This window comes from Sinorhizobium sp. 8-89, assembly GCF_030124325.1.
Taxonomy (GTDB): domain Bacteria; phylum Pseudomonadota; class Alphaproteobacteria; order Rhizobiales; family Rhizobiaceae; genus Sinorhizobium.
In genome coordinates this window covers 1-20804 of the sequence record NZ_JASKLR010000003.1, presented here as the reverse complement: position 1 = coordinate 20804, position 20804 = coordinate 1, and the positions used below count along the sequence as shown (strand labels likewise).

The 20804-nt window shown below is 61.3% G+C and carries 20 protein-coding genes and 1 pseudogene; 17 read left to right on the top strand and 4 right to left on the bottom strand.

What is annotated here, in order from left to right; genetic code table 11:
* Window positions 1-39 precede the first annotated feature (39 nt).
* The 9 genes from QN219_RS07405 to QN219_RS07365 all read left to right on the top strand — a co-directional run bounded on the left by QN219_RS07405 (window position 40) and on the right by QN219_RS07365 (window position 8185).
* Complete coding sequence (locus tag QN219_RS07405; RefSeq protein WP_283998952.1) at window positions 40-975, top strand: sugar ABC transporter permease; 936 nt, start codon at window positions 40-42, stop codon at window positions 973-975.
* A gap of 5 nt (window positions 976-980) precedes the next feature.
* A complete protein-coding gene (locus QN219_RS07400; RefSeq protein WP_283998951.1) occupies window positions 981-1814 on the top strand; it encodes a carbohydrate ABC transporter permease in 834 nt (277 codons plus the stop codon).
* A 5-nt stretch (window positions 1815-1819) separates the two neighbouring features.
* A complete protein-coding gene (locus QN219_RS07395; RefSeq protein ID WP_283998950.1) occupies window positions 1820-2887 on the top strand; it encodes a sn-glycerol-3-phosphate ABC transporter ATP-binding protein UgpC in 1068 nt (355 codons plus the stop codon).
* Between the two features lie 229 nt (window positions 2888-3116).
* Window positions 3117-3503, top strand: a complete 387-nt coding sequence (locus QN219_RS07390) for a cytochrome c family protein (protein WP_283998949.1) — start codon at window positions 3117-3119, stop codon at window positions 3501-3503.
* 143 nt (window positions 3504-3646) lie between these two features.
* Window positions 3647-4489 carry a cytochrome c oxidase subunit II gene (locus QN219_RS07385; RefSeq protein WP_283999481.1) on the top strand — a complete coding sequence of 281 codons (843 nt, stop codon included), beginning with the start codon at window positions 3647-3649 and terminating at the stop codon, window positions 4487-4489.
* Window positions 4490-4626: 137 nt separating this feature from the next.
* Window positions 4627-6408 carry a cytochrome c oxidase subunit I gene (gene ctaD / locus QN219_RS07380; protein ID WP_405052091.1) on the top strand — a complete coding sequence of 594 codons (1782 nt, stop codon included), beginning with the start codon at window positions 4627-4629 and terminating at the stop codon, window positions 6406-6408.
* The gene (locus QN219_RS07375; protein WP_283998947.1) at window positions 6405-7103 is read left to right on the top strand and encodes a cytochrome c oxidase subunit 3; all 699 of its coding nucleotides are present in this window, start codon (window positions 6405-6407) and stop codon (window positions 7101-7103) included. The genes ctaD and QN219_RS07375 overlap by 4 nt, the downstream gene beginning before the upstream one ends.
* A 10-nt stretch (window positions 7104-7113) precedes the next feature.
* Entirely contained in the window at window positions 7114-7836 is a 723-nt protein-coding gene (locus QN219_RS07370; RefSeq protein WP_173509358.1) for a heme-copper oxidase subunit III family protein, read from the top strand.
* Window positions 7837-7846: 10 nt separating this feature from the next.
* Window positions 7847-8185, top strand: a complete 339-nt coding sequence (locus tag QN219_RS07365; RefSeq protein WP_269281898.1) for a cytochrome C oxidase subunit IV family protein — start codon at window positions 7847-7849, stop codon at window positions 8183-8185.
* A gap of 34 nt (window positions 8186-8219) precedes the next feature.
* Here QN219_RS07365 and QN219_RS07360 read toward each other — a convergent pair whose 3' ends face one another.
* Window positions 8220-9227, bottom strand: a complete 1008-nt coding sequence (locus QN219_RS07360; protein WP_283998946.1) for a serine hydrolase — start codon at window positions 9225-9227, stop codon at window positions 8220-8222.
* 150 nt (window positions 9228-9377) lie between these two features.
* Window positions 9378-10316: a sugar-binding transcriptional regulator gene (locus QN219_RS07355; RefSeq protein ID WP_405052122.1), complete on the bottom strand. Its 939-nt coding sequence runs from the start codon at window positions 10314-10316 to the stop codon at window positions 9378-9380.
* A 225-nt stretch (window positions 10317-10541) separates the two neighbouring features.
* On the opposite strand from QN219_RS07355, the gene QN219_RS07350 reads away from it, so the two are divergent.
* From QN219_RS07350 to QN219_RS07315, 8 genes are all read left to right on the top strand, one after another.
* Complete coding sequence (locus tag QN219_RS07350) at window positions 10542-11258, top strand: HAD family hydrolase (protein ID WP_283999479.1); 717 nt, start codon at window positions 10542-10544, stop codon at window positions 11256-11258.
* A 128-nt stretch (window positions 11259-11386) separates the two neighbouring features.
* Window positions 11387-13015 carry an ABC transporter substrate-binding protein gene (locus QN219_RS07345; RefSeq protein ID WP_283998944.1) on the top strand — a complete coding sequence of 543 codons (1629 nt, stop codon included), beginning with the start codon at window positions 11387-11389 and terminating at the stop codon, window positions 13013-13015.
* Window positions 13016-13128: 113 nt separating this feature from the next.
* Window positions 13129-14127, top strand: a complete 999-nt coding sequence (locus QN219_RS07340; protein WP_283998943.1) for an ABC transporter ATP-binding protein — start codon at window positions 13129-13131, stop codon at window positions 14125-14127.
* A complete protein-coding gene (locus QN219_RS07335) occupies window positions 14127-15113 on the top strand; it encodes an ABC transporter ATP-binding protein (RefSeq protein ID WP_283998942.1) in 987 nt (328 codons plus the stop codon). Before QN219_RS07340 ends, QN219_RS07335 begins: the two co-directional genes overlap by 1 nt.
* A gap of 12 nt (window positions 15114-15125) precedes the next feature.
* A complete protein-coding gene (locus QN219_RS07330; protein WP_283998941.1) occupies window positions 15126-16052 on the top strand; it encodes an ABC transporter permease in 927 nt (308 codons plus the stop codon).
* 24 nt (window positions 16053-16076) lie between these two features.
* Window positions 16077-16958: an ABC transporter permease gene (locus tag QN219_RS07325; RefSeq protein ID WP_405052121.1), complete on the top strand. Its 882-nt coding sequence runs from the start codon at window positions 16077-16079 to the stop codon at window positions 16956-16958.
* 29 nt (window positions 16959-16987) lie between these two features.
* A complete protein-coding gene (locus QN219_RS07320; protein WP_283998939.1) occupies window positions 16988-17737 on the top strand; it encodes a glycerophosphodiester phosphodiesterase family protein in 750 nt (249 codons plus the stop codon).
* Between the two features lie 29 nt (window positions 17738-17766).
* Window positions 17767-18681, top strand: a complete 915-nt coding sequence (locus QN219_RS07315) for a TIM barrel protein (RefSeq protein WP_283998938.1) — start codon at window positions 17767-17769, stop codon at window positions 18679-18681.
* Window positions 18682-18819: 138 nt separating this feature from the next.
* Here QN219_RS07315 and QN219_RS07310 read toward each other — a convergent pair.
* Window positions 18820-19050 (bottom strand): annotated as a pseudogene (locus tag QN219_RS07310) (metalloregulator ArsR/SmtB family transcription factor); the annotation flags it as partial.
* A 58-nt stretch (window positions 19051-19108) separates the two neighbouring features.
* Window positions 19109-20053 carry a glutathione synthase gene (gene gshB / locus QN219_RS07305; protein WP_283998937.1) on the bottom strand — a complete coding sequence of 315 codons (945 nt, stop codon included), beginning with the start codon at window positions 20051-20053 and terminating at the stop codon, window positions 19109-19111.
* Between the last annotated feature and the right edge of the window lie 751 nt (window positions 20054-20804).

Genomic DNA, 20804 nt, shown 5'->3' with positions numbered 1-20804 from the left:
CGATCGATAACGGCGGTCAAAAAGGGGAAAATACGATCGATGGCCTATGCTGCACGCCATGACGGCCTGCCCGCAATTCGTCCGCCGCTGATGAAGCGCATCGCCGACGCGTCCGCGCCCTATCTTTACAGCGCGCCGGCGCTGATCCTGATCGTAGCGGTCATGCTCGTGCCGCTCGTGCTCGGCGTCTCCTATGCCTTCCGCGACATCCAGTTGCTCAACCCCTTCTCCGGCGCCTTCGTCGGGCTCGATCATTTCAGGGCGCTGTCGCAGGACCAGGCGTTTTTCCGCGCGCTCAGCAACACGCTCTGGTGGACCGGCGCTTCCGTGCTGCTGCAGTTCACTTTCGGGCTGACCCTCGCCCTTCTGCTCGACAAACCCTTTCACGGCCGCGCGCTCGCCCAGGCGCTCGTCTTCCTGCCTTGGGCCGTTCCGAGCTTCCTCGCCGGTCTCAACTGGGCCTGGCTCTTCAACCCCGTCGTCGGTCCGCTGCCGCATTGGCTCTACGGGCTCGGGTTCATGAGCCAGCCGACCAATATCCTGTCCGATCCGCAGCTCGCGATGTGGGGACCGATCGTCGCCAATATCTGGTGGGGTATCCCCTTCTTCGCCATCACCCTGCTCGCCGCGCTGCAGGCGATTCCGCGCGATCTTTACGAGGCCGCCAGCATCGACGGGGCAGGACCGGTTCAGCGCTTCCTTTCGATCACCCTTCCCTTCCTCGCTCCGACGATCGCGATCACCATTCTTCTGCGCACGGTCTGGATCTCGAACTTCGCCGACCTCATCATCGTCATGACCAATGGCGGGCCGGCCGACCGGACGCAGATCGTCGCCAGCTACATCTTCACCCAGGCCTTCAAGCGGCTCGATTTCGGTTATGCCTCGGCAATCGCGCTGGTGCTGCTCGCACTGCTGCTCGCCTATTCGCTGCTGATCGTCATCCTGAGACAGTGGCTGCTCAGCAAGGATTGAAACCGATGCGCACCAAATCAGCCTTCCTCACCATTGCGCACCGTCTGGCGATCCTCGCCTACATCGCCTTTGCGCTCTTCCCCTTGTTCTGGCTGCTCAAGGTCGCGGTCACGCCGAACGATCTGCTCTATACCGAGGGCGTTCGCCTCTGGCCGTCGCGCGCCAGTTTCGAGCATTTCGACTTCGTGCTCAGGCACAGCGCCTTTCCGGTCTTCTTCCGCAACAGCCTGATCGTCTCGGGCTCGACCGCGGTCATCGTGACGATCCTTGCCTCGCTCTCCGGCTATGCGCTCTCGCGCTTCCGTTTCCGCGGCAAGTACTGGCTGGTGACCTTGATGCTGCTTACCCAGATGTTCCCGCTGGTGATGCTGGTCGCGCCGATCTTCAAGATCCTGTCACCGATGGGGCTGACCAACAGCCTCACCGGCCTCGTCATCGTCTACACTGCTTTCAACGTACCCTTTGCCACCTTCCTGATGCAGTCCTTCTTCGATGGCATTCCGAAGGATCTGGAGGAAGCGGCGATGATCGACGGCGCCACGCAATTCGTCGCCTTCCGCCAGATCATCCTGCCGCTGACGCTGCCAGGCATCGCCGCCACCCTCGGCTTCGTCTTCACCGCCGCGTGGAGCGAACTGCTGTTCTCGCTGATGCTGATCTCGGGCAACGAGCAGGCGACCTTCCCGGTGGGGCTCTTGTCCTTCGTGTCGAAGTTTTCGGTCGATTTCGGGCAGATGATGGCGGCCGGCGTGCTGGCATTGGTCCCCGCGTGCCTCTTCTTCCTGCTCATTCAACGCTATCTCGTCCAGGGCCTCACGGCCGGCGCGGTCAAAGGCTGATTACCATGGCTTCCATCGATATCGCCAATATCCAGAAATCCTACGGCATCCACCCGGTGCTGCACGACGTGGATCTGAAGATCCGCGACGGTGAGTTCGTCGTCCTCGTCGGCCCGTCCGGCTGCGGCAAGTCCACCCTCCTGCGCATGATCGCGGGGCTTGAAAGCGTGACGGCCGGCGAGATCCGGATTGCCGGCAAGCGGGTCAACGAACTGGCGCCGAAGGACCGCGACATCGCGATGGTGTTCCAGTCCTATGCGCTCTACCCGCATATGTCGGTGGAGAAGAACATGAGCTACAGCCTGCGCCTTCGTAAAACGGCCAAGGACAGGATCACGACCGTCGTTTCCGGCGCCGCCGCCAAGCTCGGTCTCGAACCCCTGCTGGAGCGCCGCCCGCGTGCGCTCTCCGGCGGCCAGCGCCAGCGCGTCGCCATGGGGCGTGCGATCGTGCGGCAGCCGAAAGCGTTTCTCTTTGACGAGCCGCTCTCCAACCTCGACGCTCGCCTGCGCGAACAGATGCGCGCCGAGATCAAGAAACTGCACAAGGACCTCGGCGCCACGTCGATCTACGTGACGCACGACCAGATCGAGGCGATGACGCTGGCCGACCGCATCGTCGCCATGAATGCCGGCGTGGTCCAGCAGGTGGGAAGCCCGCTCGAACTCTACGACCGACCCGCCAATCTCTTCGTTGCAGGCTTCATCGGTTCTCCCGGCATGAACTTCTTCGAGGGCACATACCGTGCCGGAGAAAGGCCGAGCTTCGAGATGGAGAGCGGCGTCAGCATTCCGCTCGATGCGTCCGCCTCGGCCGCGGACCATGCCAAGGCGACGCTCGGCATCCGTCCGGAGCACGTCGTGCTCGCGGGTCACGGGCCGGACAGCCTGCTCGCGACCGTGGAACTCGTCGAGCCCACCGGCTTCGGCATCATCCTGCACCTGTCGCTCGGCCGGACAAGCTTCAAGGCCTTCACCAATGACCGGTCGTTTCTGACGACCTCCGGCACGATCCCGGTCCGCTTTCCCGCACACTACCTGCATTTCTTCGACGCGGCGGGAAACCGCATCTGACCGGGCGCGCCGCCGCGGAAACCGTCAGGGATCGCATCTCCCGGGCCTTCGCACCGCTGGACGCGCCCCGACATGGCAATTGACTTCTGCCAAGCGAGCCTTAGTTTTGTTCTTGTCGCAAGTATCAACCGCCCTCGGCGCGCCACCATTGAGAGAAGCAAGCACCGCCAATACGACGAATTGACGATAGTCCTCCTTGCCCCGCGCCCGGCGAAATTGAGGAAGTGTCATGCGAATTTCTGTTGTTGCCCTCTCCTTTTCGGCACTCTCACTCTGTCCCGTGACGGCCCTCGCCCAGGAGGGTGACGCGGAGGCCGGCGCGGTCGTCTTCAAGAAATGCTCGGTCTGTCACGTCGTCGACAAAGACACCAACAAAGTCGGCCCATCACTCAACCATGTCATGGGCAGGACAGCCGGCACGCATCCCAATTTCCGCTATTCACCGGCTATGGTCGAGGCCGGCAAGGGCGGCCTGGTCTGGGACGACGCGACGCTGCGTGAATACCTCCAGAATCCGAAGGCAAAGGTGAAAGGAACCAAAATGGTCTTTCCCGGCCTGAAGGAAGAGGCCGATATCTCCAACGTGATTGCCTACCTCAAACAACATTCTCAATAGCCAAACTCACGCGCGAAAGGGAGCCTGATAACAACCCTTTCTGGCGATTTGCGACTATTTTCCGTTCGTGCAATAATCGTGATCGGAACTCTGCGGATTGCGTATTCATGCCCACAGCCGATCACGGCGAGGAGGGACAAGAAATGGCCGTGGTGGTGATTCTGGTGTTGTTGGCCGCCGGATCAGTGTTGTTCCATTTGTTGAGTCCCTGGTGGTGGACACCAATCGCCTCCAACTGGAATTACATAGACAATACCCTGATCATAACCTTCTGGATCACTGGCTTCGTCTTCGTCGCGGTCGTCCTGTTCATGGCCTATTGCGTTCTGCGCTTCCGCCATCGCCCGGGCAATCAGGCCGCTTACGAACCCGAAAACAAGCGGCTTGAAGGCTGGCTTGCAATGAGCACGACGGTTGGCGTCATCGCAATGCTGGCGCCCGGCCTGTTCGTCTGGAACCAGTTTGTCACCGTCCCGGCGGAGGCCACGGAAGTCGAAGTGGTCGGCCAGCAGTGGTTGTGGAGCTTCCGGCTGCCGGGCGCGGACGGAAAGCTCGGAACATCGGAAACCCGGGACGTTGCGCCCGAGAACTCCCTCGGCCTCAACCGCAACGACGCGGCCACTCTTGACGACCTCATTATAGAAGGCGGCGAGTTGCACCTGCCGATCGGCAAACCTGTCAAGGTCCTTCTGCGCTCGGTCGACGTCTTGCATGATTTCTATGTGCCGGAATTCCGCGCCAAAATGGACATGGTGCCCGGCATGGTCACCTATTTCTGGTTCACGCCGACGCGGACGGGCACATTCGAGATCCTCTGTGCCGAGCTCTGTGGCGTCGGCCATCCGCAGATGCGCGGCACGGTGGTGGTCGACACCGAGGCCGATTATCAGACGTGGCTCGCCCAGCAGCAGACTTTTTCGCAATTGACGGCATCGGCCGGTGGGAGCTCGACGGCAGCCACGGCCGACGCCTCGTCGGCGCAATAGGAGGCGCCAGGAACACTACGGCGCCGGGCGTCTTCATCGGACGCACAGGGTCGCCGTAGCACTTTGAATTACTGCATGTTTTTGCCCCTGAATCGGCTCCGATCTGAGGAAACATGCGGTAGCGAACGGGGAGGAACATGATGGTCGACGTCCGGTCAGGTATTGGCGAGGCGGTCCCGCCCGCCGAAGTCGAGGATGTTGAACTTTATCATCCGCACAGCTGGTGGACCCGATACGTTTTCAGCCAGGACGCGAAGATCATCGCCATCCAATACTCGACGACGGCAATCGCCATCGGCATGGTCGCGCTGGTGCTCTCCTGGTTGATCCGCCTGCAACTCGGCTTTCCCGGCACCTTCGAACTGATCGATGCGGAACGCTACTACCAGTTCATCACCATGCATGGAATGATCATGGTCATCTATCTGCTTACCGCGCTCTTCCTCGGCGGCTTCGGCAACTATCTCATTCCGCTGATGGTCGGCGCTCGCGACATGGTCTTTCCCTACGCGAACATGCTGAGCTACTGGATCTATCTGCTCGCGGTGCTGGTGCTGGCCGCAAGCTTCTTCGCGCCCGGCGGACCGACCGGGGCAGGCTGGACGCTCTATCCGCCGCAGGCGATTCTCTCCAATACACCGGGCGGCAGGGACTGGGGCATCATCCTCATGCTCTCTTCGCTGATCATCTTCATCATCGGCTTCACGATGGGCGGCCTCAATTATGTCGTCACCGTCCTGCAGGGCCGGGCCCGTGGCATGACGCTGATGCGCATGCCGCTGACGGTCTGGGGCATCATCACCGCCACGGTCATGGCGCTTCTCGCCTTCCCGGCACTGTTCGTCGCCTGCGTCATGATGCTCTTCGACCGCCTGCTCGGTACGAGCTTCTTCATGCCGGCGATCGCCGAGATGGGAGAGCAGTTGGAATATGGCGGCGGCAGTCCGATCCTGTTCCAGCACCTCTTCTGGTTCTTCGGCCATCCGGAAGTCTATATCGTCGCCCTGCCCGCGTTCGGCATCGTTTCCGATCTTATCAGCACCCATGCCCGCAAGAACATCTTCGGCTACCGGATGATGGTCTGGGCGATCGTCATCATCGGCGCGCTCTCCTTTGTGGTCTGGGCGCACCATATGTACGTCAGCGGCATGAACCCGTATTTCGGTTTCTTCTTCGCGACCACGACCCTGATCATCGCCGTGCCGACAGCAATCAAGGTCTACAATTGGGTGTTGACGCTTTGGCGCGGCGACATTCACCTGACATTGCCGATGCTTTTCGCGCTCGCCTTCATCGTCACGTTCGTCAATGGTGGGCTGACCGGCCTCTTCCTCGGCAATGTCGTCGTCGATGTGCCGCTATCCGACACCATGTTCGTGGTGGCGCATTTCCACATGGTGATGGGTGTTGCGCCGATTCTCGTCATCTTCGGTGCGATCTACCATTGGTATCCCAAGGTTACCGGACGCATGCTCAACGAGGCGCTCGGTCAGTTGCATTTCTGGGTCACCTTCCTTGGTGCCTATGCGATCTTCTTCCCGATGCACTATCTCGGCCTTGTTGGCGTGCCGCGGCGGTACCACGAGCTTGGCGATGCGTCGTTCGTGACGGACTCCGTTCACAGCCTCAACGCGTTCATCAGCGTCGCAGCGCTCATCGTCGGCGCCGCCCAGATCGTCTTTCTCTTCAACCTGGTCTGGAGCCTGCGCCACGGCAGAGAGGCCGGCGGTAATCCCTGGCGCGCAACGACTCTCGAATGGCAAACACCCGAAACGCCGCCGCCCCACGGCAACTGGGGCAAGGAACTGCCGGTCGTCTATCGCTGGGCCTACGACTATAGCGTCCCGGGCGCGCCCGAGGACTTCATTCCACAGAACCAGCCGGCACCCGGACGCATGTCCCATGAGGCCGCTTCATGACGGTCGTGATGGTCTTCCTGGCGGTCATCGCCGTCATCATCGCCTGGTGGCTGGCACAGCAGCGACTGGCCTCGAAACCGTGGCTGGAAGTTGGGCACACGCACGACCACCGTGGCATCGAGCCGGTGCCGGCCGCCAAGATCGGTCTCGGCGTGTTTCTCGCCGTTGTCGGCGCGCTCTTCACGCTTTTCATCAGCGCCTACTTCATGCGCATGGCCTCGTCCGACTGGTCGCCAATGCCGCTGCCGCGCTTCCTGTGGATCAATACCGGCGTTCTCGTCGTGAGCAGCGTGACACTGCATTGGGCAAAGGTCGAAGCCGAGCGCCGGAATGACGAGGCGGCACGGACCAGCCTGCTCGTCGCGCTCGCCGCTGGCCTCGCCTTCCTCGTCGGACAGCTTTTCGCCTGGCGAGCGCTTTCTTCCGCCGGCTATCTCTTGAGCGGCAACCCCGCCAACAGCTTTTTCTACATGATCACCGGAATGCACGGCCTGCACATCGTCGGCGGTCTTGCGGCGCTGGGGCGCGTCACGCTGCGCACATGGGACGCGCCGATCGACCGGCGGACGCGTCTCGCGATCGGGCTCTGCGCCACGTATTGGCATTTCATGCTGGCCGTCTGGGTGGTTCTCTTCGCCCTCTTTTCCGGTTGGGCCAACGACGTCGTCGACCTCTGCCGTCAATTGCTGACATAGGAACGCTGACATGTCTGCTCCGCTAAAGCCGTCTGCCTTGGAACCGCTGCCCCGCTCGTCCGGCCTCGCCGGCTTTGCCTCCGACTGGGCCTCGGACCAGCGGGCATTCAAGAACGTCTCCTGGGGAAAGGCCATGATGTGGATCTTTCTCCTGAGCGATACGTTCGTTTTCGGCTGCTTCCTGATCGCCTACATGTCGGCGCGCATGTCGACAACCGTGCCCTGGCCGAACCCGAGCGAGGTCTTCGCGCTGGAGATCGGCGGCGTCCATGTGCCGCTGATCCTAATCGCGATCATGACGTTCGTGCTCATCTCCAGCAGCGGCACCATGGCGATGGCCGTCAATTACGGTTACCGCCGCGACCGCCGCAAGACGGCCGCTTTGATGCTTCTGACCGCGCTGTTCGGCGCAACTTTCGTCGGGATGCAGGCCTTCGAATGGTCGAAGCTCATTGCCGAAGGCGTGCGGCCCTGGGGCAATCCCTGGGGAGCGGCGCAGTTCGGCTCGACCTTCTTCATGATCACCGGCTTTCACGGCACCCACGTCACGTTCGGCGTGATTTTCCTGCTGATCATCGCCCGCAAGGTCTGGCGCGGCGATTTCGATACGGAGCGGCGCGGTTTCTTCACCAGCCGCAAGGGTCACTACGAGATCGTCGAGATCACCGGCCTCTACTGGCACTTCGTCGATTTGGTCTGGGTCTTCATCTTTGCATTCTTCTATCTCTGGTGAGGAGGGCATCATGGCTACGGTAGAGGCGCATGCCGAGCAGCAGCAGCACCACCCGATCAAGCTTTATCTTCTGGTCTGGGGACTGTTGTTCGTCCTCAGCGCTTTTTCCTACATGGTGGACTACCTCGGCCTTGAGGGCTATCTGCGCTGGTCGCTGATCCTGATCTTCATGATGCTTAAGGCTGGTCTCATCGTCGCTGTGTTCATGCACATGGCTTGGGAGCGCCTCGCGCTGACCTATGCGATCCTGCTGCCGCCCCTCCTCGTATTGGTTTTCGTGGCCCTGATGGTGTCGGAATCGAACTACGTGCTCTTCACCCGACTCGCGTTCTTCGGCGCGGGACAGTGAAGGCGCGGATGCCATTCTTGTGGTGGGCTCACCTTCAGGATGCGCGAACCGTTCTTACGATATCGGCCATGACACCATGCAGTGCGTCACGATAGCCATTGCGCGCCGACGGCCCGCTCTCCTCCGAGGTCATCACGACGGTGAGCTGCAGCGACGGCACGATATAGAGCATCTGGCCACCATATCCCCAGGCGAAATACACGTCCTCGCCGCCGATCTGCCGTCCGAACCAACCGTAGCCATAGGCATCGCCTGAGAAACGGGAGTTGGTGCGCGCCTGCCATGAGGAATCGATCCAATCTTCCGGAACGATCTGCCGGCCCTCCGCCGTCCTGCCGCGATTGCGGTAAAGTTCTCCGAACGCAAGCAGCGAGTGGGCGCTCATCGCCATCTGGTTGCCGCCGAGATAGATGCCCTGCGGATCGCGCTCCCAGGCTCCGATCCGGAAGCCTTCGACCGGCCCTAGCCACTCGCGCGCGAGCGCCAGGGTAGATTTGCCGCCGACTTTCGTCAGGATCGCCGAAAGGAGATGGGTAGAGGCCGTCGAGTAAAGCATCCGCCCTCCCGGCTCGTCGTCGAATGGCTGCGCGAGTGCAAAACGAACCCAATTGCGGCTGGAGACCCAGCGTCCATAGTTCGGCCCCGACATCCGTCCAAGTCCCGCTTGCATCGAAAGCAGGTTGCCGATCGTGATGTCGTTGATTCGCGGGTCCGGTGAAGCCGGTAGCTCGCTTTTCAGGATCGGCGCGATCTTCTGATCCGGCCCTTCGAGCAGACCTTTGTCGATCGCAATGCCGACAAGCGCAGACACGATAGCCTTCGATGCCGACTTGATATTGGTCGATTCCCGAGGCGTATGACCGCGATAGCCGCGTTCCGCGACGACCTCGCCGTCGCGGGCAATGACGACGGTTTTCAATGCATTCAGATCGTCGCGGGCAGCAAGGCCATCGAGCAGCGAAGGCACGGAGGGGACCTCCTGCGCGATCGCAAAGGGCAGGAATGCCAGGAACGACAGAAATGCAGCAACCAGCTTGATCATCGACGCACCCTAGGGTGGATGCTCGAGGAAATCATCACGCTGACACCGAAGCTCACGTCGATGTGAAACCAGTTTATTGCAATCCCGTTGAGCGACAGACCTCGTCCTCAAATGGGTTAGCAATTGATCGATCTCGGCCAGCGCGGCTGATCAACGGCCGGCCTCCGCCGGGGACTGCAAGAGCAGCCAACGGGCGCTATCGGAGTCCGTAACGAGCGCGGTTGCCAAACGTGCCTTTATCGTGGCCAAGAGAATGGCGCGCTTATGGGATCCACCCGACGCGATTATGCGGCAGGGAATGCCGAGATAGTCCGCAAGCTCTGGCGAGATGACCTGGCGATTGAGCGGATGATCGACAGGTCTCCCTTCGGCATCGAGGTAGTGCCCGAGCAAATCGCCCACGGCACCGGTCGCAACAAGCTCCCGTATGTCGCTTTGCAGCGGCAGTCCGTAGCGGACTTGCAGGGACTGGTCGGTGACATCGCCGACGCTCAGGAAGGACATATCGACGTTTGAACTTTCCCGAAGCAGTTCCTGAAACACCGGCTGCGCAACGATGACGTCGCGCGATTGCTCGCTGCTCGCATAGATCGGTGCCGCGAAATAGTGGCACTTGGCATTGAGAACCGCAGCGAAGCTACGCACGATCTCGAAGGTGTTGATTTCAGAACCGCGCGTCAGCCCACCCATCATGGAGCAGACTTCGATATGCGGCTCGTTCCTCGCCGTCAGATGCTGCACCGTCTCACGCAATGTCGCGCCCCAGCCCACACCGATGGCGCCTGGTTTGCGGACGTGGATCAGGCGATCGAGGAAAGCGGCGGCGGCACGGCCGAGCACGGCATGCATCTGGCCGGAATCCAAGGGCGTGGGCACGACCACAGCTTCCTGGAGGCCGAAGCGCCTGCATAGCTGCGCTTCCAGTTCGATACTCTCCGCAAGCGGGGAATTGAAGTTGACCCGCACGATGCCCTTGTGCAACGCGGCGGCGAGCAGCTCATTCACCCGACGCCGCGTGAGATTCATCCGTTCGCCGATCTCTGCCTGCGTGAGACCTTCCACGTGGTAGAGCCACGACGCCTTCACCATCAGTTCCTGGATGTCCAAGCTCAATTCCTCCTGAACAAATGTCACATCGGCGTAACAATTGTAACCTAGAAGCAGCGCAACACGGTCGCTCGGCCAAAGGCAATTCTCACGCCGAGCGAGCCGGTCAGCAACCGAATTGGAAAACGGCAATCCGAAACTCTTCGGGAGTTCGCCTTCCTGCATTCCAGCATGCCCGCATAACCACCACCAGGCACGTGCATCATGATGACCCCAGAACTGCTTATTTTCGATTGCGACGGCGTGTTGATAGACAGCGAACCTGTCGCAAGCCGTGTCTTTTGGAAGGCGTTGCAGCGCGCTGGCGCAACATTGTCCCATGCCGAGGTGCACAAGCGGTTCACCGGTTATTCGGAGGCGGATGCAAGGGGCATTTGTATCCAGGAACTGGGGCTCAAGGACGCCGACGGTATTTTTGCGGATGCCCGGGACAATCTCTACGCCGAGTTCGCCCGGTCGCTGGCGCCGATGCCGGGCATCGCAGAGCTTATCCGCTCCTTGCCGCATATGAAATGTGTCGCATCCAACAGCACTATGGAGCGGTTGGAGAACAGTCTCGGTCTCTTCGATCTCTGGGATGAATTCGCCCCGAACATCTTCAGCGCCGACATGGTCGCGCGTGCCAAGCCTGCGCCCGATCTCTTCCTGCTGTGTGCCAAGACTCTTGGCGTCGATCCAGACAAGTGCCTGGTGATCGACGACAGCCCTCACGGAATTGCCGGCGCCGTCGCCGCCGGGATGAGCGCGATCGGCTTCATCGACCCTACCGACCCTCGCGAGGGGCGTAGCGCGGTGCTCGCCGAGGCGGGCGCGACACTGGTCGCCACCGGCGTCGCGGAACTGTCGGCGGCCTTGAGCACCGTCTTTTCCGCAGCACCCGTTCATCCGGCCGAGCGCGCGGTGAAAATTCCAACGCCGGTATGACTGGCGCCCTCGAGGATGCAAGCGATGTCACTGAAAATTCACAGGATTATCAAGAAGCCGACACCCGGAATGCACAAGACAGATTTCTGCGCTTTTTGAGTTGTCCCTTGTAGAAGGAGAGGATCCAGATGCTTTCAATCACCCGACGCAGCGCGCTTGGACTAATGGGAGCCACCGCCGGCAGCCTGATAATGCCGCGCATGGCCTTCAGTCAGGGCAAGCGCCCTTCCGTCACGATCGCCGTCCAGAAGATCACCAACAACAACACCCTCGACATCTGGAACGAACAGTCGAACGTCGGCGAGCGCGTTTTCTTCCCCAATTTCTGGGAAGGCCTGATCCTGCGCGACTGGATGGGCAGCCAGGGTCCGGTGCCGGGTCTCGCCACCGAATGGAAGCGGATTGACGACAAGACGCTTGAACTCAAGCTGCGCCAGGGCGTCAAGTTCCACAATGGCGACGAACTGACCTCCGACGATGTCGTCTTCAGCTTCTCGGCCCAACGCCTCTTCGGCGATACCCAGCCCGCCGGCGGCAAGACGATCTTCGCCGATGAACACAAGCCCACGACGGCGAAGGAACTGCCTGCCTCCGTTCCGGGCATCGGCCGTCGTCTCTGGCCGGCGCTCGCCGGCGTGGAAGCCGTCGACAAGTATACCGTGCGCTTCCACAATGCGACGCCGGACGTCACGCTCGAAGGTCGCCTTTATGCATTCGGCAGCCAGATCGCAAACCGCCGCGCTTGGGACGAAGCTGCGACCTACGCCGATTGGGCCCGCAAGCCGGTCACGACCGGCCCCTATATGGTCGGCGAGTACAAGCCGGACGTTTCCCTGACGCTGGTTGCCTTCGACGAATATTGGGGTGGCCGCCCGCCGCTAGAAGAAATCCGCTTCGTAGAAGTTCCCGAAGTTTCGTCCCGTGTGAACGGTCTGCTCTCCGGCGAATATGATTTTGCCTGCGACCTACCGCCGGACCAGATCGGCGCCGTTCGCGCCGCTTCGGGCTTCGAAGTGCAGGGTTCGACCATTCTCAACCACCGCATTTCGGTCTTCAACGTACAGAATCCGGTATTGGCGGATCCGCTCGTGCGCCGCGCCATGACGCATTCGATCGACCGCCAGGCGATCGTCGATGCGCTCTGGGCCGGCCAGACCGTGATTCCGGACGGGCTCCAATTCTCATCCTATGGCGACATGTTCATCAAGGACTGGAAAGCGCCCGAATACAATCCGCAATTGGCCCAGGACCTTCTGAAACAGGCGGGATACAAAGGTGATCCGATCCCCTTCCGCCTGCTCAACAACTACTACACCAACCAGACCGCCAACGGTCAGGTCATGGTGGAGATGTGGAAACAGGTGGGCCTGAACGTCCAGATCGAAATGAAGGAAAACTGGGGCCAGATCCACGATCCGTCCGGCGTGAAGGGCGTCCGCGACTGGTCGGCTTCGGCCAATATCAACGACCCCGTAACGCCGATGGTCGCCCAGTTCGGTCCGAACAGCGAAGTCCAGCAGAAGAAGGACTGGACCAATGCCGAGGCAAACGAACTGTCGGTCGTTCTGGAGACCAGCACCGATCCGGCCCTGCGCAAGAAGGCCTTCGCCCGCATGCTCGAAATCTGCGAGCGCGAAGACCCAGTCTATCAGGTCCTGCACCAGAACGCCGTCTTCACCGGCATGAAGTCGTCGCTGAAGTGGAAGGCTGCTCCGGCCTTTGCAATGGACTTCCGTGCCAGCAACTGGACCATGTGATCCCCAAACAAGAGACACCGGTGGCCCGAAGTCCCGGTGTCTTTCCCCTTTTCAGCAAGCGCAGTTGCGAACCGGAAGGCACGCAAGCGCGGACATCGAAGGAGGTCAGTGGAATGATCCCCAACCTCGTGGAATTGCGCAGTCTGAGAGTTGCTTTTGACGGCGTCCAGGTCCTGCACGGCATCGACCTTGATGTCGGGCGCGGCGAGTCCGTGGGGCTTGTCGGCGAATCCGGCTGCGGCAAATCGGTGACCTGGCTTGCGGCGCTGGGCCTGCTTCCGGGCAAGGCGAGCGTCACCGGTTCCGTTCGGATCGAAGGCCGCGAAATCTGCGGTGGCTCCCGCCATGTGCTGGAGGAGGTTCGTGGCGGCCGGATCGCAATGATCTTCCAGGACCCATCGAGTTCCCTCAATCCCGTGATCCGTATCGGACGACAGATCACCGAAGCACTCGCGATCCATCGCAGGCTTCATGGTGAGGCGGCCAAAACTGAAGCCCTCAGACTGATGGACATGGTCGGCATTCCGGATGCCCGGCGCCGCTTCGATCTCTACCCCCACGAATTTTCCGGCGGCCAGTGCCAGCGGCTGATGATCGCGATGGCGCTTGCCGGTCAACCTGATCTCCTTATCGCTGACGAGCCGACGACCGCGCTCGACGCGACGATCCAGGCGCAAATCCTCGACCTTCTCGTCCAACTTCGGGCCGAAACCGGCATGGCGATGGTGTTCATCAGTCACGATCTTGGCGCCGTGTCGCAGGTCTGCGAGCGCGTCTGCGCCATGTATGCCGGCCGCATCGTCGAACAGGGCCGGATGGAGCAGTTGTTCGCCGAACCGCGCCATCCCTATACCCGCGGCCTGTTCGACGCGATCCCGCGGATCGATGGTCCCCGCCAGCGGCTGATCCCAATCACCGGCACCGTGCCGAATCCAAAAAATCTTCCCGCCGGATGCGCCTTCTCTCCCCGCTGCGGGCGCGCCGTGGAGGCTTGTCGCAGCGACTTGCCGAACCTTGAGCCGATACATGATGGCCGGCGGCTGGCCTGCCATAGGCCCGTTCCCGTCGTCTCGGCGCCACCGGTCAGGACACGAACTCTGGAAGCCGTATAGTGACTAGCGCCCTCCTCGAAGCCAATAACCTGGTACGGATCTATCAGATCCGTCGCGGCCTCTTTGGCAAGCCGACCCCCGTTCGCGCGGTGAACGGGGTCTCGATCAAACTGATGCCCGGCGAAACCCTTGGCATCGTCGGCGAATCGGGATCCGGAAAATCCACGCTGGGGCGCATGCTCCTCGGCATCGATCCGGCGCAATCCGGTGAGGTTAAATTCGAGGGCAAGCCGATGGCACCCCCCGGTACGGCCGAATGGCGGGCGCTACGCGCCAGAATGCAATTCGTCTACCAGGACCCGCTTGCCGCACTCGACCGGCGGTTGACGATCGCCACCCAGATCGGAGAGCCCCTGAATATTCACAAGCTCATTCCGAAGGAACATCGTGCCGCCCGTGTCGAGGAACTCATGTCCGCCGTCGGCTTGCGCCGAGATCAGGCGGGCCGTTTTCCGCACGAGCTTTCGGGCGGCCAGCGTCAGCGCGCGGTCATCGCAAGGGCGCTCGCTTCCCGTCCGCGATTACTGGTCTGCGATGAACCTGTTTCGGCGTTGGACGTCTCCATCCAGGCGCAGGTGGTCAACATGCTGCGCGACCTTCAGGAACAGAATCGGATCGCCATGATCTTTATCAGCCATGACCTGAAAGTCGTGCGCAACATCGCGGACCGTGTCGCCGTGATGTATCTCGGACAGATCGTCGAGGAGGCATCCTCCGACGTGATTTTTCACTCGCCCAGACATCCTTACACTGAGGCCCTGGTATCGAGCGTACCTGTTCCGGGCAAGATACTCGAGGGGCGCAGGATCCTCCAGGGCGAGCCGCCGAACCCCGCCAAACGTCCCTCCGGATGCGCGTTCCACCCTCGGTGCCCCCTGGCGAGCGACATCTGCCGGACAAGCGCGCCGGATCTTCGTTCGATCGGAAATGGTCGAACCGCGGCCTGTCACTTGGTCCCCGGCGAAACCGCGCCGGTCGCCGCATAACGGGAGGTGACGATGATACGCTTCGTTCTTACCCGCCTGCTTCGCGCCGTGATGACCATTTTCGCCGTTGTCACCTTCGCTTTCGTCGTGCTGCGCATGTCGGGCGATCCGGCACAGGTCATGCTCGGACCGGATGTTCCGCAGGACGCTGTGGACGCCTTCCGCAAGGCGTGGGGGCTGGATCAGCCCCTCTGGGTGCAATATCTCGCCTACATCAAATCGATCTTCTCCGGAGATTTCGGCGTCTCGATGCGCGACAAGGTCTCGGCCTTGCAACTCGTTCTGGAGCGCATTCCGGCGACGCTGCAACTGACCCTTCCGGCGCTCCTGCTGAAGCTCCTGATCGGCATCCCGGCGGGTGTGTACGCAGCCCTTCATCGGCAGAGCTTTGCCGATCGCGGCGTGATCCTGCTGGCGATTTTCGGCTTCACCATCCCTTCCTTCGTCATGGGATTGCTGCTGGTGTTGATCTTCTCGGTGATCCTCGGCGTTCTTCCCTCTGGCGGTCAGGACACATGGATGCATAGCATCCTTCCGACCATCACCATGAGCATCGGCGGGATCGGCATCCTGGCGCGCTTCTCGCGCAGCGCCATGATCGAAGTGATGGGCCAGCCCTACATCCGGACGGCCTCCGCAAAGGGGCTGAAGTGGTCGGACGTCGTCTGGGGCCATGCTTTGCCGAACGCGGCAGTGCCGATCGTCACCATTGTCGGCTTCATGGTCGGTTCGCTGATCGCCGGCGCCGTCGTGGTCGAGTCGATTTTTTCATGGCCCGGCATCGGACGCCTTCTGGTGGTATCCGTCACCAACCGCGATCTGGCTGTCGTCCAGTGCATCCTCCTGATGATCGCGGCCACCATGGTTATCTCGAATCTTGTCGTCGATCTGCTCTACGGTTGGCTCGACCCGCGCCTGCGCGCGCAAACTGCACATTGAGGAACGGCGATGACGTCGGCAGACATGGCACAAAAGCAATCGGCACAACCGCAATCGGCGCGCAGCGGCGTCCTCGGGCTGATCTCGTATCTTCGCCGCCACGTACCTTTTTCGGTCGGGCTCGGCATTTTCTGGCTGGCGGCCATGGTCCTGGTGGCCTGCTTTGCCGACTCCTTGAGGCCCTACGGCATCACCGCGATGGATCTGACCAACCGGCTCGCATCGCCCGGCAATGCCGCGCACTGGTTGGGCACCGATGAGCTGGGCCGCGACGTGCTCTCCCGCCTCATCCAGTCGATCCGCGTCTCGCTCGTCATCGCTTTTGGCGCAACGATCCTGTCGGCGGTCTTCGGAACGGCGCTCGGTTTTGCCGCTGCCAAATTCCGTGGTGCGGTCGAACATCTCGTGCTGGTGCTCGCCGATTTTCAGGCCGCTCTGCCGTTTCTGATCATGTCGCTTGCCGTACTCGCCTTTTTCGGCTCGTCCATGCTGCTTCTGGTCTGCCTGATGGGCTTTTATGGCTGGGAGCGTTACGCGCGCATCGCCCGTGGCCTGGCGATTTCCGCAAGCGCGCAGGGATATGCCGCCGCCGTGGTGCAGTTGGGGGCGACACCGACGAGAGTCTATCTGCGCCACATCCTGCCCAACGTTGCTTCCACGCTCATCGTGTCGATGACGCTGACCTTCCCTGAGATCATATTGATGGAAAGCGGCCTCTCCTTCCTCGGCCTCGGCGTGCAACCGCCGGAAACCAGCCTTGGCAACATGGTGGGCTTCGGACGCGAATACCTCACGCGCGCACCCTGGACCATGCTCGCCCCCGCACTCGTCATCATGCTGACCACGCTGTCGATCTCGCTCGTCGGAGACTGGCTGCGCGACACGCTCGATCCGACGGTGCGGTGAACCGTTCCGATACTCCACAGGACCAGCTAATGACCCTCATCACCGGACATCGCGGCGGCCGCAATCTCTGGCCGGAAAATTCCCTGACGGGCTTTCGCAACGTGCTTGCGCTCGAGGTGGACGCCGTCGAATTCGACGTGCACCTGACAGACGCTGGAGAGCTCGTCGTCATCCATGACGCAACGCTCGAACGGACGGCCGAGGGCGAAGGTGCGGTACGCGCGCTCACACCCGAAACCCGTGCACGGATCAGGCTGAGCGGCACTGACGAGAACATCCCCACTCTTGCCGACGTGCTCTCGGTGCTCGCCCCGGCAAAGGACAAGACGCTGCACGTGGAGATCAAGTCCGACGCAACCGGCACGCCCTACCCGGTTATCGTCGAGAAGGTGGCGTCAGAGATCGCCCGCTTCGGCCTTGACGACCGCAGCTATCTCACCTCCTTCGACACGTCGGTCCTCGAGCTTTGCCGTTGCCATGCGCCGCACATCCGGCGGCTCGTCTCCGTCAACGCGGCGTGGGCCGACAAGCAGGGTGGACTGCAGAGCTTTCTCGGCCGCGTCGACGATCTGGTCGAGATCATCGCTATCCATCACGAATTGATGGAGCGCGAATGGGACCTCGTCACCAGGACCATGCCGCTCGACCGGCTCTGCACGTGGACGCTGAACGATGAAGAACTCATCCGCAAATGGCTCGACCGCGGCATCGGACACCTTACCTCCGACAGCCCGGATCTGGCGCTGAAACTGCGCGCGCAGACATTGGTCAACGCATAATCCCAACATCATACGATCGGAGACGAACAATGGGCAATATCATCGCGACAGGCTTCAATTCCGGCTCGACCGACGGCGAGTTGGACAGTCTCGAAGCGGACCTGCACCGCCTTGCAGGAGTCGGCGTCGACACGGTTGAACTGGGGCTCACCAGCCTCGACCTTATCGCCGGCGGCCGCATCATCAAGGAAAGAGCCGACAGGCTCGTGGCGCTCACCAACCAGTTCGATTTCCGCTATACAGTCCACGGCCTCGTATCGTCGAACTTCATGGACCCAGTCACCTGCCGCTACCAGATCGACGCGGCGAAGGCGCTGGTCGAGCTATGTGACCGGATCGATGCGCGTATTCTCGTGCAGCATGGCGGCTATCTGCGTGCCGACCAGATCTTCGATCGGGCGGCCGCCGATCGGTGCGAGCGGGAAGCCCTGTTCGAGCTCGCCGAGTTCTGCAAGCCCTATGGTGTGCGCATCGCGTTCGAAAACATCTTCACCACTGAACCGGGACAATACCGGCAGACGCCCGTCGAGCTGGCGGAAACGGTGAAGGCGGTCGGTCACCCTAACCTGGTGGCGCTGATCGACTTCAGCCACGCCTATATCGAATCGACCTACCGCGGGCTCGATTTTCGCGAACAGCTTCGCGCCATGGCGCCGGTCGCCGGGCATCTACATGTCCATGATTCCTTCGGCCGCCCGCAAGGATTTTACAAGGCGTTCCACCCGCAGGAATCGACTGCGCTCGGCATAGGCGACCTGCACATGCCGCTCGGCTGGGGTGATATCGACTGGGATAGCATTTTCAGCGAACTCGAATTCCTGCCCGACACTGTCCTGATGATGGAAATCGGCGCTCGGTACCGCAACGAACAGCCCGAAAGCCTCGCGCGCGCCAGGAGGCTGATGACGCTGAACAGCGGCGAGCAGACGCTCGCGGCCGAATGATCGACAAGGCGCGGCGGCTTCCGGCTGCCGCGTCTGATCCACGCCTGCGCGAACCAGATCACAACTCCAGAACGCTCGTCTTGGCTCAACAGCGCCTCGTCGACGTTTTTTCAGTACGTCCATGATGCGCATGATGAAGTCGGAGCGGCATGAATAAAGAACCGTCTGCGCTTCTCGCCGGTATTGGACAACGCCTGCCACGCATAGTTTCGCCAGATACTGCGATAATGTCGCCTGCCTGAGCCCGACCCGAACGGCGAGCGTGCCAACAGACCATTCGCGCTCGAGAAGTAATTCGAGGATGAGCAGCCGATGGGCATGCGCCATGGCCCCAAGCGCGTGAGAGACGTTTCCTACATCGAAGTTCATTCCATATCCGCGCGCGCGACAACGCTCGCCAATGGCTGCGGATATCACCAGACGACGCTCACCCCGCCAGCTTCGCCTCCAACACGTCCCACACTTTCGCCGCCACATCCGGACCGCCAAGCTTCCTCACGGCGCGGATACCAGTTGGCGCGGTGACATTTATTTCGGTGAGCTTGTCATCGATGACGTCGATGCCCACGAGAATGAGCCCCTTCTCGCGCAGTGAAGGGCCCAAACGCTCGCAGATTTCCCGCTCCTTTTTGGTGAGGTCGGCGACGGTCGGCGCGCCGCCGCGAACCATGTTGGAGCGCAAATCGCCGGCTGCAGGCACCCGGTTGACCGCACCCGCGAACTCGCCGTCGACGAGGAGAATGCGCTTGTCGCCATGCTTCACGTTCGGCAGGAACTGCTGAATGACCCAAGGCTCGCGGAAGGTCGTGGCGAAGATATCGTAGAGGGAGCCGTAGTTGAGATCGTCCCTGGTGAGACGGACCACGGCTGCACCACCATGACCGAAAAGTGGTTTCATGACGATGTCGCCGTATTCGGCACGGAATAGGTCGATTTCCGTCTTGTCGCGCGTGATGAGCGTCGGCGGCATCAGATCCGCGAACTCGGTGACGAAGAGTTTCTCCGGGGCGTTGCGTACCTCGGCTGGATCGTTGACGACGAGGGTCCTGGGATGGATCTTTTCGAGCATATGGGTCGCGGCGATGTAGGACAGGTCGAACGGCGGATCCTGGCGCATGAGCACCACGTCGACATCGGCCAGGTTCATGCGTTGCTTCTCGCCGAGCACGAAATGGTTGCCCTTCTCGTCGCGCACCTCGACCGACTCCAGCACGCAGAAAACGTCGTTGCCGATCATCGCCAAGCGGTCGGGGGTATAGTGGTAAAGCTCGTGGCCGCGTGCCTGTGCCTCCAGCATCAAGGCAAAGGCGCTGTCACCCGCGATGTTGATTGAGGAAATATGGTCCATCTGGACCGCAACTTTGAGCGCCATGGAGAGTCTCTCGGGAGAACCGCCGCCAAAATGGATTAGACCGGCTGGCGGACTTCGCCGGCCTCATCGTAGCAACATGCGTCTGAGCGGGCATTGCGAACGCCATGCCGCATGTCCAGTCACGTGTCATCTTGAAGCACGACTTCGGCTCGCGTGCAACGTTCGGAGAGTGCCGGAATCGATCCGCTCGCATCCCGCTCTGACTTTTTCGCATCGAAACGTTTATGATCTTAGGCCGAGGCAGCCTGAGATCATCGTCTTCTACAGCGCGGTGGGTCTTCTCAGACGCATAAAGGTCGCTGTAGCACTTTGAATCGATGCATGTCTTATCCTCAAATCGACTACGATTTCAGGGAACATGCAGTAGGCGACGATTTCTCCCGCCACCTTGCGCTCCAGAAGCTATCGATGGCATCATCGCCGTAAACGTATTCGCGCGCGCGTATGCCGGCAATGGGCGAGCGCCGCTTCCCTCCCCTCCGGGATGGCCGGCAACCGATGTCGAGAATGCCGTGACGGCCGGAAATGGATCTTCCTGCGGACAGCTTTTCAGTTCTGCATTGTTGCGAGGGCTTGTTTTATCGGCTCTGCCGCGGCGCCGTTTGCCTGCCGTTTGCGGTTTGGGCGCTTTGTCGTGCGGGCCGATGTGCCAGAAACGGCAAAGGCGCCCGGGAGGGCGCCTTTTGTGGATTGTTGGTTGCGGGGGCAGGATTTGAACCTGCGGCCTTCAGGTTATGAGCCTGACGAGCTA

Excerpts from the sequence above, each read along its gene's own strand:
- QN219_RS07320 (WP_283998939.1), top strand. The coding sequence starts at position 16,988 with ATGACCCTCATCACCGGACATCGCGGCGGCCGCAATCTCTGGCCGGAA.
- QN219_RS07350 (WP_283999479.1), top strand. The coding sequence starts at position 10,542 with ATGACCCCAGAACTGCTTATTTTCGATTGCGACGGCGTGTTGATAGAC.
- QN219_RS07345 (WP_283998944.1), top strand. The coding sequence starts at position 11,387 with ATGCTTTCAATCACCCGACGCAGCGCGCTTGGACTAATGGGAGCCACC.
- QN219_RS07315 (WP_283998938.1), top strand. The coding sequence starts at position 17,767 with ATGGGCAATATCATCGCGACAGGCTTCAATTCCGGCTCGACCGACGGC.
- QN219_RS07375 (WP_283998947.1), top strand. The coding sequence starts at position 6,405 with ATGACGGTCGTGATGGTCTTCCTGGCGGTCATCGCCGTCATCATCGCC.
- QN219_RS07385 (WP_283999481.1), top strand. The coding sequence starts at position 3,647 with ATGGCCGTGGTGGTGATTCTGGTGTTGTTGGCCGCCGGATCAGTGTTG.
- QN219_RS07405 (WP_283998952.1), top strand. The coding sequence starts at position 40 with ATGGCCTATGCTGCACGCCATGACGGCCTGCCCGCAATTCGTCCGCCG.
- QN219_RS07400 (WP_283998951.1), top strand. The coding sequence starts at position 981 with ATGCGCACCAAATCAGCCTTCCTCACCATTGCGCACCGTCTGGCGATC.
- QN219_RS07390 (WP_283998949.1), top strand. The coding sequence starts at position 3,117 with ATGCGAATTTCTGTTGTTGCCCTCTCCTTTTCGGCACTCTCACTCTGT.
- QN219_RS07355 (WP_405052122.1), bottom strand. The coding sequence starts at position 10,316 with ATGGTGAAGGCGTCGTGGCTCTACCACGTGGAAGGTCTCACGCAGGCA.
- QN219_RS07340 (WP_283998943.1), top strand. The coding sequence starts at position 13,129 with ATGATCCCCAACCTCGTGGAATTGCGCAGTCTGAGAGTTGCTTTTGAC.
- QN219_RS07325 (WP_405052121.1), top strand. The coding sequence starts at position 16,077 with ATGGCACAAAAGCAATCGGCACAACCGCAATCGGCGCGCAGCGGCGTC.
- QN219_RS07395 (WP_283998950.1), top strand. The coding sequence starts at position 1,820 with ATGGCTTCCATCGATATCGCCAATATCCAGAAATCCTACGGCATCCAC.
- QN219_RS07330 (WP_283998941.1), top strand. The coding sequence starts at position 15,126 with ATGATACGCTTCGTTCTTACCCGCCTGCTTCGCGCCGTGATGACCATT.
- QN219_RS07360 (WP_283998946.1), bottom strand. The coding sequence starts at position 9,227 with ATGATCAAGCTGGTTGCTGCATTTCTGTCGTTCCTGGCATTCCTGCCC.
- QN219_RS07370 (WP_173509358.1), top strand. The coding sequence starts at position 7,114 with ATGTCTGCTCCGCTAAAGCCGTCTGCCTTGGAACCGCTGCCCCGCTCG.
- gshB (WP_283998937.1), bottom strand. The coding sequence starts at position 20,053 with ATGGCGCTCAAAGTTGCGGTCCAGATGGACCATATTTCCTCAATCAAC.
- QN219_RS07365 (WP_269281898.1), top strand. The coding sequence starts at position 7,847 with ATGGCTACGGTAGAGGCGCATGCCGAGCAGCAGCAGCACCACCCGATC.
- ctaD (WP_405052091.1), top strand. The coding sequence starts at position 4,627 with ATGATGGTCGACGTCCGGTCAGGTATTGGCGAGGCGGTCCCGCCCGCC.